The organism is Thermoanaerobacterium sp. RBIITD (genome assembly GCF_900205865.1).
Taxonomy (GTDB): Bacteria; Bacillota; Thermoanaerobacteria; order Thermoanaerobacterales; family Thermoanaerobacteraceae; genus Thermoanaerobacterium.
Map to the genome: position 1 here is coordinate 1136032 of NZ_LT906662.1, position 16087 is coordinate 1152118.

Here is a 16087-nt window from a genome sequence, read left to right on the forward strand (position 1 = left end):
ATAGTTATTTATTTGACAATATTTGGTCATTTTTTTAAGTATAGGGACTAAAAATGTCCATGCATTATTTTACTAAATTAATACCATAAATGCAGCCATACTGCCTGTGTTACCCTTATCTCTTCTGTAGGAAAAAAACTCTTCTTTATTACAGTGGGTACAAAGCCCAGATAGTGTTATATTTTCATCCTTTAGACCACATCCAGTAAGCTCGAGGTAATTTGTCATCTCGAGATTAAACATCCATTTATCATTACCCTTAGGAATAAGTACATTATCATGGTTAATGTCAAGTTTCTTTACTTCTTCTGCTACATCGTCACCTACTTCATAGCAACATACGCCGATAGCAGGGCCTATACCTGCAAGTATATCCTCTTTATTTGAACCATATGTATCGATCATTGCTTTAACAGTTTTGGGCCCGATTTCTTTTACTGTTCCTCTCCATCCAGCATGTGCAAGTGCAACAACCTCTTTCACAGGATCTAAGAAAAATAACGGTGTACAGTCTGCATAAAATGTCACAAGGGGTATTTGCTTTTCATCTGTCATAAGTGCATCGGCATTTTTTATGTCACTGCCGCTGAAGTTTTTACCTTTATCATCTTTAGTAACCTTCCTTATTTTATCACCATGTACTTGGTCAGAAAAAACCATATCACCATATGCAAATCCGCCAGCATCACAGATTCTCTTGAAGTTTTCATAAACTTCTTCTTTATCATTATACCGTGTTAAGCTTAAATTCATAGAAGAATACGCACCATTGCTGACACCGCCTATCCTTGTTGAGAAAAGGTGCTTAACTAATCCTGTCTTTTCAAATGCAGGTATTGTATAAAATACAACGCCGTTTACTTCATTTCTTTTGAAACCTTTATTCATTATAGTCACCCTTTATTATCAATTTGCTTTTTTATTCTTATCTTCCTTCTTATTTGCTACATATTTATCAGATAGTTTAATCATCGACAGCATTATTAAAAAGAGCAATGCAACAGTTAATACACCTGCTAAAGGTATAATTATAATATATTTTAACAATTTGACCTCTCCCTTTTTATAACCATATATATACATTATACTATAATCGTATACAAAAAGTATAGAAAAATAAAAAACTATTCTATAATATAATGGCTTTTCTTAAATTTTTTACATGCTTTTTTAATTTTCGAAGCAAATTCACTTATCTCGTCAATATTATTAAAATTTTTATTTAAACTATTTACAACGGAAATAGAAATCCCCATGATAGGAAAGCACGTCTCATTATCAAACCTATCAAGGGTACATATGTAGCCTCTTTCTATATCCGCATCATTATAAAATCTTACTATATTGTGGTCAAATTCTTGTATTATATTTTTACAAAGTTTCTCGACATCAAGTGTTTTTACAATAGCAATAAAATCATCGCCACCGATATGGCCTAAAAAGCTATCATTGTAAAAATATAGGTGCCTTTCAATGATGTTTGCTGTATATTTTATCACCTTATCGCCATTTTCAAAGCCGTATACATCATTGTATGCCTTAAAATTATTTAGGTCAAAGTACAAAAGCGAAAATTCTTTATTTTCTTTAAGTATTTTGTTCAGATTTTCTTCGATTATGAGGTTTCCCGGAAGTCCTGTTAGTGGGTTTGAATATTTCGCAATATTTAGTTCCAACTGCATTGTCTTTTCTAATAGCGTTATAACAGGTACAACACCATAATAATTATTATTTTTGTTGACTATTATGTAATCATATAGTTTATCTTCATCACGTGATATGACAGCCTTCGCGACATCATTTATAGGTGTATTATAATCTACTATCAGAGGGTCTGTATCCATTATCTTATATACTGGTCTTTTCATATAAATCGCCCAACCGTACTGTGTACCTATGTGTGAAAAAAACTTCTTCCGCATTATTAATCCGACTGTCTTGCCGTTTTCCACCATTGGTATCCCTTGAATATTTTGATTTTCCATAAATATCTTTTCAATCACATTGCCAAATACAAATGGCGAAACACCGACATCTCTTCTCGCGATTTCACCTATGCTTATAGCAGCACTTGTTGAAAATCTAAGCTTTTCATTTAAGGAATTGAATTTTATTATCATATCCTTTATGTCATTATCTATATCAGATAAACTCTCACCAGGTTTTTTAAGCAAAAATCCCTGACCGAAATGGACTCCAAGCTCAATAACTGTTGACAGTTCATCTACATTTTCAATTCCCTCCGCGATAAGCTTCATGCCGGTCGTATTTGCAAATTCTACTAAGGCCTTTACTATTGCTCTTTTTAAATTATCCCTGTCAATATTTTTTATGAGTGTTATATCAATTTTTATGTAATATGGGCGCGTCTCAGCTATCATTGATAGTCCGGAATAACCTGTACCGACATCATCAATGGCTATTTTGTAACCTTGGCTTTTGTAATTGTCGATGACCTTCTTAAAACTTTTATAATCTTCTACACAGGTCTTCTCGGTTACTTCAAATATCACATTCGATGGATTTGCGTTGAAAAACTTTAATATATCTTTTGTATTACCTTTAATGAAATGCTCATCTTTTAGTATATCGGGATCAACATTTATGAAGAGAAGTTTATCTGTATCAAAAACATTAAAATTTGCTATGGCATTAATACGGCAAATCCTTTCGAGTTCAAAAACCATGTTTTCTCTTTTTGCCGTATTAAAAAGTTCGTCAGGACTATATAAGCTATTTCCTAAAAATCCCCTTGATAATGCTTCATAACCTATAATTTCCCCATTTTGCAATGATACAACAGGCTGAAACAATGTAGTGATCTTTTTCCCCTCAATGATCATCTTTAGTTCATCGCTATTCAATTCTACCACCCCCTACACTTTATTATATATCTAAAAAGTTAAGGAATTATTAATATTGTGTAAACTTTTAATGCGGGTAAATAACCCGCATTATTTCAACTCGACAAGCTCATAATCTGCTACACCCATACCAAGCTCTTCACCGTATTTAAGTTGTATGTCACCTCTCGTATCTGGATGTACAGCAGTGAATTTATCTTCGCCGATATTCATTCCACGTCCAACGTCGTGAAGGGCCGAATGTAGGTGACCAGGCTGGTTATTTACGAGGTCATAGCTTGCTTTATCTATTGCGACAGGATCAAATGATGCGAGTATCCCGACATCAGGCACTATCGGTGCATCACTCCATGGCGTACAATCGCATAGCGGCGTGACATTCATTATAAAATTCATAAAGGCAATCTTACCTTTCTTATTTATATATGCACCATATGCATATTCCGTCATTCTTTCGACAAATTCATCCATATTTGTACCCCACTGAGGTTTTATGACATCGTATTGGCACATTGATACACATTCACCACAGCCGATGCATTTACTCGGATCTATGTATGCAGAACCATCTACTAATGTAATTGCATCTTCTGGGCAGTTTCTAATACAAGTCTGACATGCTGTACAGTTTTTCCCAACTTTTGGGCTTACTGTAGAATGCTGCTGTTGTTTGCCTGCTCTTGGAGCACATCCCATTGCAAGATTCTTTATGGCGCCACCAAATCCCGCTATCTCATGACATTTAAAATGTGACAGAACAATCATGGAATTTGCATTATTAATATTTGACGATATCTTTACTGTCTTAAAATGCTTCTTGTTTATTTCGACTTCTTCGGAATCTTTGCTAAAGATACCATCTGCAATGACAAGGGGCGCATTGACAACGGCATATGCAAACCCGTTTTCTATCGCTGTTATTAAGTGGTCTACTCCGTTTGAACGGCTTCCTTTATATAGTGTATTTGAATCTGTTAAAAATGGTTTCCCACCATTTGCCTTAACTTTATCAACAACCTGCCTTACAAAAATCGGATTAATGAAGGCATTGTTTCCTTTCTCTCCGAAATGCATTTTAATAGCAACAAGGTCACCTTCAGTAAAAATATTTCTAAATCCTGCAATATCAAATAGTCTTGCTACCTTTGATGATATACTGCCAGATGGTTTTGTTGAACGCATATTGTAAAAATAGACTTTTGATTTCATAAAATATCACTCCTTATCAATCCCTAACTAATTTCGCCCTAATTGTATTTGCACCTTTCTTTATATATCTTACAATAGACCTGTCAGTCAATACAACGAATATTAAATAAATTGCTGAGCCTACTAATATAGTACCAAAAAGCGAAACAACATCATAAATCTTTCCTGATGGCAGTTTACTTGTCATCACATTATATCCAAAGTAAACTGCAAATCCCATAATTAATGAGCCTATTGAAGCTTTTATAAGTGTAAATGTAAGGTCTAATCCGCCTATTTTCCCTACCTTTTTCCTTAAGGAATTCATAAGCATCAGTGATGTAGCAATTGCAGCAACAGATGTTGAAAGTGCAAGACCTCCAAGGGCCAAATATTTTACAAGTATCAAATTCAATGCAATATTTATTAAAACCGCAATTGCTCCATTGTACATAGGCGTCTTAGTATCCTTTAAAGAATAGAAACTCCTACTTAAAACATTTCTAAGACCGTTTGCCGTCATGCCAATGCTGTAAAACATAAAGGCGATAGATGTCAGTTCAGTCGATTTTTCATCAAAGGCGCCTCTTTCGAACAAGAGCCTTATGATAGGCACTCTAAGGATAATAGCACCCACAGTTACTGGTATCATTATATAAAGGATAGCCTTAATTGATAATTTAATACCCTTCAAAAACTCTTCGATATTATTGGAAGCAAAGCTTTTTGAAAGCATTGGATATATTACAATTGCTATAGCCATTGAAAATATATCAAAACCAATAAGCTTATTGGCGTAATTTAATGCCGCAATGCTGCCAGTAGGAAGATATGATGCTATCATCCTGTCAACATATGTATTTATGACCTGTATTCCAGTTCCAATGAGAACCGGTACTGCCAATATTATGACGCGTCTTACACTGTCGTCTTTTAAATCAATAATAAATTTATACCTGAATCCGAGCTTGTACAACAATGGTAACTGTATAAATATCTGTAGCAATGATGCAATAACAGTAGCTATTGCTACACCTGTTATGCCAAACCTTGATCCAAACAATATTGCAGTACCGATTATTATGAAATTATACGGTATCCCTATCATAGCCGGTACAGCAAAATGCTCTAAGGACTGCAGTGCACCTGTTATAATGTTTGATACCGCTACAAATACTGTAATTGGAAATAATATGTTTGTAAGCTTTATTGTTTCTGAATATACATCACCTTTAAATCCAGGTGCCATTATTTTTACAATTAATGGCGATATTAAAATACCAATAATTGTAAAGGCTAATGTAACTAAAAGTGTGACATTTAAGAGATTATTGATAAACTCAAAGGCTTTTTCTTTGCCTCTCTTTGTTAGATAATCAGAAAAAAGCGGTATGACTGTTGTACCAATGGCAGCGGCAATTGCCGCAAAAAGCACCATAGGTATATTCTGTGCCATATTGTATGCATCAATGTCCCTTGTAGTACCAAATTTCGATCCTAATGTAACTTCCCGTAAAAAACCCGTTATTTTGCTTATAAATGTTATTGCCATGACAAGTCCTGCAGCTTTTGCGGTTTTTTTCGCTATCGACATTCATAAAACTCCTTCATCCTGTTAAATCCATGTCAGGGTGTGTTATAGGAAAAGCGTTATTGACGCAAAACAGACCACTGCATCTTAACTTTAATTATTTTTATCGATTAACATAAAAGAGATATCAGCCTCCGCGACTGTATCACCATCTACAGTTGCCTTTCCCTTTACTTTTACAAGGTTCATTTTAGATGATATTATTTCAACCTCAAGTCTTAGTTGGTCACCAGGCCTTACAACTTTTTTAAACCTGCACTTATTGATACCTGTAAATAAACCCAGTTTTTCCCTATTTTCTTCGCCATGCATAACAATGATGCCAGCAAGCTGTGCCATAGCTTCAACAATTAAAACCCCTGGCATTATTGGATTACCTGGAAAGTGTCCTTCAAAAAAAGGTTCATTCGCTGTAACATTTTTTATCCCTATAGCTTTTTTATTATCTTCTACATCTAGTACCCTGTCGACCAGAAGAAAAGGATATCTGTGCGGTATGAACTCCCTTATTTCTTTATTCTCTATCACAAATGTCACCTCTATTTATGCTTTTGATTATGATTATATCATAATTAATGAAAATATAAAAATTTGGACAATGGGATATGGAAAGTTATAGATTAAAAAATATTTACACTTCCAATGCAAAATAAAAAAAGGACTTAAATGTCCTTATTTAAATATTCTTTGATAGTTGTTTGTACATTGTATCTGCAAGGCCTAAATTTGAGTTTTGCGATATTGCTTCTGCGTATTTGTCATACATCATAGATGTAAAAACATCTGTTGCAAAGTCATTACCCGTTATAGGATCTTTTGGTACTGTCTTTCTCATTTCATCAAGCATTAATTTCACAAACTCTGCTTCTAAGTTTTTACACGCTTCTTTAAGTTTATTCTTGTCCTTTTCATTTACAGCATCTTGTATGGCCTTTTGAAAATCGCCAGTATTTTTTCCCAAATATATCTGCTGCATATCTTTAACATCATTTATTGGATTTACTATCATCAATAATTACATTCCTTTCAAACTGAATTTATGACCTCTTGTTTACAAATTTTGTAATAGCCCCAAATCAAATCCTAAGTATTCCTTATGTCGGCTTACTATCTCCTTCCGAATAACAAAACATTTGAACTATCTTCTTAAATTATTAGCAATCCCCAGCATCTCATCAGATGCCTGAATTGCTTTTGAATTAAGTTCATATGCCCTTTGTGCAGCTATCATATCAACCATCTCTTTAACTACCTGCACATTTGATGTCTCAAGGAATCCCTGCAATACATTTCCCATTTTACCTTGAAAATCATTCCTTGTTCCAGCTGCACCTGATGCTGCCGTTGCCTGATATAGATTGTTTCCTTTATCAATAAGTCCTTGAGGATTCTGGAAGTTATAAATTCCCAATGTTGCGATGTCTTGCTGTGTTCCATCGGGATTTTTTACAGATATAACTCCGAGTGGTGAAATAGTTATCTCTTTTTGTGTATTATCAAATGTAATCTGGTTACCGCCGTCATCAAGTACTGGATATCCATCTGCTGTTGTAAGCATTGCAGTATTTTGGTCAACACTTAACTTAAAGCTTCCATCCCTTGTATAATATGTATTGCCATCAGGCCCTAAAACCGCAAAAAATCCTTCACCATCGAGTGCAACATCTAAAGGATTGTCTGTCTGCTGCAAGCTTCCTTCACCAAAGTCTTTCACAATCGCTGATGGCCTGACACCTACACCTACTTGCATGTTTACGGGCCTTCCCTGCCCTGCATTTATATTTTCCGTTTGAAGTGTCTGATATATAAGGTCTTTGAACTCTGCTCTATCTCTTTTAAATGATGTAGTATTTACATTTGCAAGGTTATTTGAGATTACATCAACGTTAAGCTGCTGTGCATTCATACCTGATGCTGCTGACCACAATGCTCTCATCATTATAAATCATTCCCTTCGTTAAATTATTATATGGTATTCCTCAAATATCTGAGATTTTAGCTACTCTTTGAATGGTAGAGTCGAAATTATACTCTTCCGACTTCATTTACAGCCTTATCGAGGGTTTCATCAAATGCCAATGCTATCTTTTGATTCGCTTCATATATTCTCATTACATTTATCATATTCACCATTTCGTCAACAGAATTGACATTAGAGCCCTCTAAGTATCCCTGCTTAATCGTTGCGTTAGACGGTATAGCTTGTCCACCAACATTAAAGAAAAGATTGTTGCCTTCTTTCCTCAATGTATTGTAATTATTAAAATCTACAATATTTAGCCTATCAACATTTTGTCCATTTAAAGTAATATTTCCAAAATTATCAACAGAGATGTCACCTTCTGTCAGCCTTATAGGACCATTCTGTCCCATAACATTATATCCATCTTTTGTCACAAGGTATCCATTGCTATTTAATGTAAAAGAACCGTCTCTTGTATATCTCATACCTTGTGGTGTACTTATTTCAAAAAAGCCTGTCCCATCAATTGCAAAATCAAGCTTTCCTTTTGTTTCCTGAATAGCACCTTCTGAAAAATTCGTATTGAATGTATCTACAAGTATGCCATAATTCATACGACCTACATTGCCATCATATGGTACATTATCGCCGCCGCTTTTTGTCACCATAAAACCCGGAAAAGCTGATGTCACAACAGAGTCCTTTTTATATCCTGTTGTGTTGACATTTGCAAGATTATTTGATAGGACATCCATAATCTTCTGCTGTGCAATCATACCGGATGATGCAGTATAAAGTCCTCTAAGCATTTTAACACCTTCTCATTTGATTTTAAATGCGTCTATAACAGTATTAGCTTCTTCCATAGTAGATAGTGAATTTAGTGCCTTACCTGTCCCTAGTACAACACACGAAATTGGGTCATTTGCTATTGTTACAGGAATATCCATCTTCTCCTCAAGGAGTTTGTCAAGCCCGTGCAGTAAAGCACCCCCGCCTGTTAAAACAATACCACGATCACATATATCTGCAGCAAGCTCTGGTGGTGTCCTCTCAAGTACACTATGAACGGCTTCGATGATTTCTTTCAATGGTTCTTCAAGTGCTTCTTTTGCCTCTTGAGATTTAACCTCAAAGCTCTTAGGGAGTCCTGAAACCAAGCTTCTTCCCTTTACTGTCATCACTTCTTCTTTATCCCTTATGTACGCTGTACCAATTTTTATCTTTATTTCTTCGGCTGTTCTTTCACCGATAATAATATTGTACTTTCGCCTTATGTATCTTATTATTGCATCATCAAAATTATCTCCGGCAACTTTAATACTTGTAGACACCACTGTGTTACCAAGGGAAATAACAGCAACATCAGTGGTGCCTCCACCAATATCAACTACCATGTTACCGCATGGCTTTTCTATATCAAGCCCTGCTCCAATAGCTGCCGCAATTGGCTCTTCTATTAAAAAAGCCCTTCTTGCACCTGCTTGGATAGCCGCATCTATTACAGCCCTTTTTTGAACTTGTGTAACTTCACTTGGTATGCAAATCATTATCCTTGGTCTCATAATAATACCGCCACCGCAGGCTTTTGATATAAAATATTTTAGCATCTTTTCTGTAATATCATAATCCGAAATAACACCAGCCCTCATAGGCCTCACCGCAATAATATCCCCCGGCGTCCTGCCTACCATCCTTTTTGCTTCATCTCCTACCGCAAGTACTTTACCTGTATTCCTGTCAATAGCTACGACAGACGGCTCGTTTAAAACGATCCCCTTATCCTTCATATAGACAAGTACAGATGCCGTGCCGAGGTCAATACCTATATCTTTTGACAGAGCGAACATTTAAACACACCCTTCTTATGTTTTTCGACATTAAAATGGCATCTATAATTTCAATCGACATATAAAATTAAATGTTTAATAAATTAATTCGACAAATTTTTTATAATTCCTCTTTTTTATCATGAATTTATTTAGCAGATTTGTACTTTCTTTTAGTCGCATTTCCGCCTCTTATGTGCCTTTCTGCCTTGTTCTTTTCCAGTACTTCTTTCACCTCTTTAAATAGTTCGGGGTTTATATTTTCAAGTCTTTCTGTTACATCTTTATGGACTGTACTTTTACTGACGCCAAATACCTTGGCGGCTTCCCTCACAGTTGATTTGTTTTTTATAATGTATTTTGCTATTTCAATAGTCCTCTCTTCGATATAATCTTTCAATATCAAAACCCCCTTAAGTATAGACCTATCAATATATTTATATGCGGGGATTGTATCAATAGAATTGAATGACAAGCAGTAAGGCAAAAAAATAGCAGGGATTATTCCCTGTTATAATGAATTTTATTTTATTTAAAATATTGCATGGGGTCTATATATACGCCATCTTTTATTAATTCAAAATGCACATGGGGGTCTTCTGCAATCTCAAATTTCGCTGATGCTCCAACCTTTCCTATAGCCTGTCCCTTTTTGAGTGTTTGTCCAGCTTTTACTGCTATGTTGTCATCGAGATTGCTATAGCGTGTAACATATGAACCATTCTTAACCTCGACAGTATTACCGAGTTTACTGTCATTATATACTTTGCTTACAACACCATCCATTGCTGCTAATACATCTGAGCCCTTCGAAGCTTTTAGGTCAACACCTTTATGTGTTGTCCATACATCAAGAGTCTTCGAATATGTCAGTTTATTTTCAGCAAATTCCATAACTACATCGCCATTTACAGGTTTCGTCAGAGCAAATGTTGTGTCACTTTTAACCGGATTATTAGTCTCTACTTTGTTTGACATCGCTTTTAAATCATTGCCTTGGTTTAATTTACTTGTGTCTGGTTTCATAACACTTTGATTTGCTTTTGCATCTGTAGTTTTCGTCGTGATGCTGTTTTCCACTTTCACTTTATTATCTTCTTTTGTGGCTGTATTATTAGCTACATTAACAGGTGTTTTTGGATATTCTGTTACCAAGTCTTGTGTGCTTTTACTTTTGCTTGATGTATTTAATTCCTCTTGAGCCGTTTTTAAATCTGCCATCTTTTTTAAATTATTGTTCGTAACGTATACAGCTGTAACAGCTACAACAACAATACACAAAAATAAGACTATGTAGAAACCTTTTCTGTCAAAAAATCTCGCTAAATTGTCTCTATTTATCTTCACGAAAATTCACCTCCTTCTGGTATTTTAACCAATATAAATTAATTTATACCAAAGGAAGCCATTTGCAAGGTTCTATTAACAAAAAAAAGGCTATTAAAGCCTTTATATTTATTTACCCGTTGTATTAGAATTCGTCTTCTTAACAAGGTCATCAAATTTCATTATTTCAATACCTGTGTAATAATGCTTAAGTATATCTTCAAAATTTTTGCCGCTTTTAGCCATGGCATTTGCACCATACTGGCTCATTCCAACCCCATGGCCATAGCCTATTACATTTATTACTACGTTATTTCCTTGCATTTGAAATGCAAAATTTGTTGAGTTAAGCTGAAATAAATCTTGAATGTCATTCCCGGTAAAATCGATCCCACCTATTTTTAATGATAGCACATGTCCTGCTTGTGTCCTATTTATGTTTTTTATATAGCTTAATGGATTTTTTGTGCTTATAACTGCATTTGGTGCCTTGCTTTTAATTCGCTTTACGAATTCGTCAGATGATAATGTGACAGTCGTCTTAAATTTCTGGGCCGATTCTTCACCTGGTGATGCTACGCTCTTTAAATATGGAAGGTTCTCCTTCCAGATATTTTTTGCATCCTCTGTTTCACCGCCGCTTATAGCATGGTAGGCAGGTTCTATCAAGGCATCCTGATATACTATTACAAGACCCTTTGTGTCATTGACGGATTTTACTATCTTATCATGATATTCACTATATTTATCTCCCCATCTTGCCTTCATCACATCATCTGATATCCATGCCTGACAATGTTTATAGTCAGTACAGATGTCGCTGCCCGGATGGATGTCGCAGCCTTTACCACCTGCAGCTACCTCTTTTGATAATGCGTATGTCCTTGCAGCAATAGCTTGTGCCTTTAATGCTTCTAATTCAAATTCTGCTGGCATTTCAGCCGCCACAACTCCGACAAGATAATCCTCAAGGTTCATCTTGACGGCTTTATTTTGGTCTGTGATAAAGACATTAATTGTATTATAATCATCAGGTGTTTTTACATCAACTACCTTTCCATCCTGAACGAGCTTAGCGCCGCTATGTGGTATCGTGTTGCTGCGTATAGGGCCAAATCCCATAACGATTATTGCAGGTACTATGATTGTGGCAAAAAATATTATTATCACCCCGTACAATATATACTTCATTTTATCCTCCTGCGGTTATTAGTTAGAGACATTAAATAAAATAGTTCGTCCCCTTAAATTATCAGTTATTAAAGTATATGTAACGGGATATATTAATATGTCTTTAATAATTAAGTATCTTCTCTACATAATCAACTGTGAGGTCCTTCATCATAAAATCTATCATACGGGATATCATAGATGCCGCCTCCTCACGAGTAAGTGAGCCATTTGGATTAAAATCCCCATTTGCGTCTCCTTCTAAAAGCCCAATCTCGTGTGCTACATATACGTCCCTTTTTGCCCATGCCGGAATAGCATAGTCATCATTAAAACCCGTGCTAAAATACCCTTTTGGTGCAAGATTTGTTAATCCAAGAGCTCTTATAAAAATGACTGCCGCTTCAGCCCTTGTAAGTATTTTATTTGGGCTGAATTGGTTTGGAGCTGTACCAGATATTAATCCAGCCATGCTGGCTGCCTTTATATATCCATAATCTTCGTCACTTGTTTGAACATCTATAAATGGCGATACTTCCTTAACTTTACTCCTTGAATATCCAGACGTGTTTGGTATAGTATATGGTTCTAAATTAATAGCTTTTGCGACTGCTACTGTAAAATCAGATCTCAATATAGGTAGTTTTGGGCCGAAATATTTAGATGTATTGGGAAATATCTCCATGCTCATTAGTTTTAGTATATCATCATGACCCCATGTACCATTTATATCATTGACATCTGGCACAACAAGCCTATTTTCTTTTGGTACCTCATTGAGGCTTGTGCTATCAGAACCTGTATTTCTCCCTATTTCGGCTCCATTATCATCTAGTTTTGGTAGGTCATATGAATATTTTAGTATATCTTCACCAGATTTGCTTAAAAGATATCCACCTCTAAAGCTGATATAATTTGGGTCATTCAAAATATACTTTAGGTCGGAGTTTACAGTAAAGGATACATAAACATCTGCATTTCCGCTCCATGTTGAATCATTTCCATTGACCTTTGTATTGCCTGTTATAAGATAGCTTATTTTCTGTGTCTTGACATTTCCATAATTGTGGTCGAATCCAACTGTCTTATCGGTTATTTCAACTGTAATCGTACCTTTATTGTTATTTAAACTATACACCTTCCTACCGGCAAAATTTCCTGCTAAGTAGTTTACACCAGGATTTAATGACTTTATATCAGAGCCGTTAAAAACATATGATGTAAGTTTATATATATTTTTACCTTCTGTAATAGTTTCAGAATACCTCTCAAGTGTTGTAGTTGATTGAACTTGGTTGTACTCATCTTTTGGTGTCTCAATGGTTTTAAATGTTAATGTCCTTGTTAGCTTGCCACCATCATCAGATGACAGCTGATACCTATATGTAGTAGTTGTAGTGCCAGACCTGCTCGATTGCGATGGTGTCATCTTACCCTTAAATACGATAGGCTTACCAGTTAAAAAAACTACTTCCTTATAATCACTCTCATTTGCTATGCCGCCTTCATATCCAGCATCATTTGCAAAAACATATACAGGCACAAACATTGTTACTAATATTACAAAAATAATTAAGGTCTTCTTCATTTGGTTTCTCCCCTTCGCAAACTACTTTACAGCTATAATAATCCCATTTACACCGTCCCTAATTATATAGAGATTGTCACCATTTCTTAGGTCATCTATTGTTATCCTTCTATTGTTTTTAACAATAACGGCTTTAGTTGCATCAATTGTGTCTATTGAAGTATTTAGGTCCCATTTGTCATTTAAGCCGTTCCAATCTTTGACATTATCTATGCTTATCATGTTACCATTTATACTATTAATAACAGCCTCACTAACCCTATCTGATTCACTTAATGGCCTTATATTAATCGCAATTGCATTTTTACCATTTGCAACGACATATACTGAATAATAATCTTTTATGCCGTATTTCTGTTTCAAAAATTCATCATATTGCACTTGTACTGGATTATCTCCAGTATTGTCTACAATGTATGTGGTACCACCTATAAAGAATGTTTCATCGCCACTATTTAATGACCACTCGTTATTTTTAATTGTTTTATACCCGTATACATTGTAGTATCCATAATAATATGTATCGCCAATTGTTAAAGAATCCGCTGTAACACTTTTTATCATTGCTTTTGCATAATAGTATTCAGGTGATTCCTGTGAGTCTAATATTGATATAAAGTTTGCATTGCCATTCCTTGAGAAGGAAATATATGCCTGTTTGACACTTGCAAGTATATCGGGTGGAACTTTAAGACCATCTTTTAAAATAATCGTCCCATCATTTATGCCTACTTTTCTTCCATCATTAAGCATAATCGACATTGTTCCATTGTTATAATCAATATTTCCTTCATAGCTCATATTGAATCCGCTTTGAATACTTACTACAGATGCTGTATCATTACCATAATGATTTTCAAGTGAAATATATGCTTTTGCCCCCTTATATTGATTTATATCATCCTTAGTTATTTTTCCTCCATCATAATATATTGTTGCGCCATCTAATCCGTATTTATTGTAATTAGTGAGACTCACCCATTGTCCTTGCTTATATCTTTCAACATTTTTTAGTAATATCTTTGGATTAAATCCTGATACACCTGCGATATCCCCTCTTATAACATCGATTGATTTATTATAATCATCTTCTACAAATACTTTATCAGGTGTATTAGATTTTATATCGCTAAAATACAGCTTTATATACTCCCCAACTTTTAAGCTATCAGCACTTCGGGTATCTCCTGCCCCATTTATTGGCATGTCACTGCTTAATGTATATGCCTTGCCATTATCAAGTGTCACATTTACACTATTACCATTAAGATCAGCAGAAACTATTCTTCCACTGTCTTGCCTATCACCAGTTTCAACTTGCCCATCTTTGCTGTAATCTGTATATTCAACATCTATTTTTGTTGCAACATTGCCGTACATTGTAACTGTTGCAAACTCGCCGTATTTTAAGTCGTTTATAGATGCTTCTACAGAATTCATAGTAACCGTAGTATTTGCATTATAATTTATCACATAACTACTACCAGTATCTGTAATAAGCCTAAAAGTATTTCCAGATATGCTGTCGATTGTACCGCTAATAATGCTTAATTGGCTTGAATTAGTTTCAGCAAAAACTACATTACTTCCATTTAAATAGTATGTTATATTGTCACCTATTGTTAATGCACCAGATAACCCTTGTATGCCGCTTTTTAGTGTTGTAAAGTCGTACTTACCATATGAAGAATCCTCTGAAACAAGGTTTTCACTCTGTCCATTACCGTTCCTCAATATATATGTAATTCTCGTGCCACCACCTACATTGTCTTTTATTATATTCTCAATATAACCTTCACCTTTTGTATATCCCATCATAGCATATGCTTTGTTAAATGCTCTACTTAATACTGATGCCATCTGTTCCCTTGTGATACTGTCATTTGGTCCGAATTTCCCATTATTGTAACCCGACATTATACCTGACTCAATCGTTGCCTCTATATATGGAATATTGCCACTATCAAATAAGTCACTGTCTTTGTATGAATAGACAAACTGTGTATCCTTGCCATATACAGGTGTCAAGTTTATGCCTTTCGCAATCCAATTCGCAATTTCTTGTCTTGTCGCATTTTGTGTAAAATTGAGTGATGTCTCCTGCTTTGATATAAGTCCAGTCTTTGTTGCAACAGATATAACACCTTGTGCCCAACTGTCCACCATTTGGCTGGTGCCTGTGCCTATATATGTTGGCGGATTGTTATTAGCTTGGCCCGCTATTTGACCAGGATTTCCATTGCCTGTCGGAATAGCCTTTTGGATATCACCTTCTCTGCCCATAAGCCTTAGTATCATTGCAAGGGCTTCTTCCCTTTTAACATTATTAGCAGGATAGTATTTCCTGTCGCCGCCGCCGCGAATAACAGACAATGCTGTCATCCTCATAATATCCTGCTTTGCGAAACTTTTATCGATATCCGTGTATGACATGTTTATATATGTAGCATTGGCACTGCTGGTACCTTGATATGTTGGAATACCAGCCTGCGCTCCATAAGCGATATTTAAAATTAAAATCAATGTAATTATAATCGATACAAGTTTTTTCATTTTACATTCCTCTCC

15 protein-coding genes are annotated in these 16087 nt (G+C 35.2%); all 15 read right to left on the reverse strand.

From position 1 onward, the window contains the following. Nucleotides 1-72 precede the first annotated feature (72 nt). The 15 genes from pgeF to CPG45_RS05290 all read right to left on the reverse strand — a co-directional run bounded on the left by pgeF (nt 73) and on the right by CPG45_RS05290 (nt 16072). Nucleotides 73-888: a peptidoglycan editing factor PgeF gene (pgeF, locus tag CPG45_RS05225; RefSeq protein ID WP_096230945.1), complete on the reverse strand. Its 816-nt coding sequence runs from the start codon at nt 886-888 to the stop codon at nt 73-75. Nucleotides 889-906: 18 nt separating this feature from the next. Further along, on the reverse strand, nt 907-1047 hold the full coding sequence (locus tag CPG45_RS17000; RefSeq protein ID WP_172856485.1) for a hypothetical protein: 141 nt from the start codon (nt 1045-1047) through the stop codon (nt 907-909). A gap of 77 nt (nt 1048-1124) precedes the next feature. Then, nucleotides 1125-2864: a GGDEF domain-containing protein gene (locus tag CPG45_RS05230; RefSeq protein WP_096230946.1), complete on the reverse strand. Its 1740-nt coding sequence runs from the start codon at nt 2862-2864 to the stop codon at nt 1125-1127. Between the two features lie 90 nt (nt 2865-2954). Beyond that, nucleotides 2955-4073, reverse strand: a complete 1119-nt coding sequence (locus CPG45_RS05235) for a DUF362 domain-containing protein (RefSeq protein WP_096230947.1) — start codon at nt 4071-4073, stop codon at nt 2955-2957. A 16-nt stretch (nt 4074-4089) separates the two neighbouring features. Further along, the gene (murJ, locus tag CPG45_RS05240) at nt 4090-5646 is read right to left on the reverse strand and encodes a murein biosynthesis integral membrane protein MurJ (RefSeq protein ID WP_096230948.1); all 1557 of its coding nucleotides are present in this window, start codon (nt 5644-5646) and stop codon (nt 4090-4092) included. 90 nt (nt 5647-5736) lie between these two features. Next, complete coding sequence (gene fabZ / locus CPG45_RS05245) at nt 5737-6168, reverse strand: 3-hydroxyacyl-ACP dehydratase FabZ (protein ID WP_096233491.1); 432 nt, start codon at nt 6166-6168, stop codon at nt 5737-5739. Nucleotides 6169-6319: 151 nt separating this feature from the next. Continuing rightward, entirely contained in the window at nt 6320-6652 is a 333-nt protein-coding gene (locus CPG45_RS05250) for a rod-binding protein (RefSeq protein WP_096230949.1), read from the reverse strand. 129 nt (nt 6653-6781) lie between these two features. Continuing rightward, nucleotides 6782-7582 (reverse strand): flagellar basal-body rod protein FlgG, encoded by an 801-nt coding sequence (gene flgG / locus CPG45_RS05255; protein ID WP_096230950.1) that lies wholly within the window; start codon nt 7580-7582, stop codon nt 6782-6784. Between the two features lie 86 nt (nt 7583-7668). Next, nucleotides 7669-8415, reverse strand: coding sequence for a flagellar basal-body rod protein FlgF (gene flgF / locus CPG45_RS05260; protein WP_096230951.1), 747 nt, complete (start codon nt 8413-8415; stop codon nt 7669-7671). 12 nt (nt 8416-8427) lie between these two features. Continuing rightward, nucleotides 8428-9456, reverse strand: a complete 1029-nt coding sequence (locus tag CPG45_RS05265) for a rod shape-determining protein (RefSeq protein WP_096230952.1) — start codon at nt 9454-9456, stop codon at nt 8428-8430. A gap of 127 nt (nt 9457-9583) precedes the next feature. Continuing rightward, the gene (spoIIID, locus tag CPG45_RS05270; RefSeq protein WP_096230953.1) at nt 9584-9835 is read right to left on the reverse strand and encodes a sporulation transcriptional regulator SpoIIID; all 252 of its coding nucleotides are present in this window, start codon (nt 9833-9835) and stop codon (nt 9584-9586) included. A gap of 128 nt (nt 9836-9963) precedes the next feature. Further along, the gene (locus CPG45_RS05275) at nt 9964-10782 is read right to left on the reverse strand and encodes a M23 family metallopeptidase (protein WP_096230954.1); all 819 of its coding nucleotides are present in this window, start codon (nt 10780-10782) and stop codon (nt 9964-9966) included. Between the two features lie 108 nt (nt 10783-10890). After that, nucleotides 10891-11952, reverse strand: coding sequence for a stage II sporulation protein D (gene spoIID / locus CPG45_RS05280; protein ID WP_096230955.1), 1062 nt, complete (start codon nt 11950-11952; stop codon nt 10891-10893). A gap of 103 nt (nt 11953-12055) precedes the next feature. Then, nucleotides 12056-13519 carry an S-layer homology domain-containing protein gene (locus CPG45_RS05285; protein ID WP_096230956.1) on the reverse strand — a complete coding sequence of 488 codons (1464 nt, stop codon included), beginning with the start codon at nt 13517-13519 and terminating at the stop codon, nt 12056-12058. A 21-nt stretch (nt 13520-13540) separates the two neighbouring features. After that, nucleotides 13541-16072: an S-layer homology domain-containing protein gene (locus tag CPG45_RS05290; RefSeq protein WP_096230957.1), complete on the reverse strand. Its 2532-nt coding sequence runs from the start codon at nt 16070-16072 to the stop codon at nt 13541-13543. Nucleotides 16073-16087: the final 15 nt, after the last annotated feature.

Coding starts and splice junctions, on each gene's coding strand:
- pgeF (WP_096230945.1), bottom strand. CDS start 888: ATGAATAAAGGTTTCAAAAGAAATGAAGTAAACGGCGTTGTATTTTAT.
- CPG45_RS05235 (WP_096230947.1), bottom strand. CDS start 4,073: ATGAAATCAAAAGTCTATTTTTACAATATGCGTTCAACAAAACCATCT.
- murJ (WP_096230948.1), bottom strand. CDS start 5,646: ATGTCGATAGCGAAAAAAACCGCAAAAGCTGCAGGACTTGTCATGGCA.
- CPG45_RS05250 (WP_096230949.1), bottom strand. CDS start 6,652: ATGATAGTAAATCCAATAAATGATGTTAAAGATATGCAGCAGATATAT.
- flgG (WP_096230950.1), bottom strand. CDS start 7,582: ATGATGAGAGCATTGTGGTCAGCAGCATCAGGTATGAATGCACAGCAG.
- flgF (WP_096230951.1), bottom strand. CDS start 8,415: ATGCTTAGAGGACTTTATACTGCATCATCCGGTATGATTGCACAGCAG.
- CPG45_RS05265 (WP_096230952.1), bottom strand. CDS start 9,456: ATGTTCGCTCTGTCAAAAGATATAGGTATTGACCTCGGCACGGCATCT.
- spoIID (WP_096230955.1), bottom strand. CDS start 11,952: ATGAAGTATATATTGTACGGGGTGATAATAATATTTTTTGCCACAATC.
- CPG45_RS05285 (WP_096230956.1), bottom strand. CDS start 13,519: ATGAAGAAGACCTTAATTATTTTTGTAATATTAGTAACAATGTTTGTG.
- CPG45_RS05290 (WP_096230957.1), bottom strand. CDS start 16,072: ATGAAAAAACTTGTATCGATTATAATTACATTGATTTTAATTTTAAAT.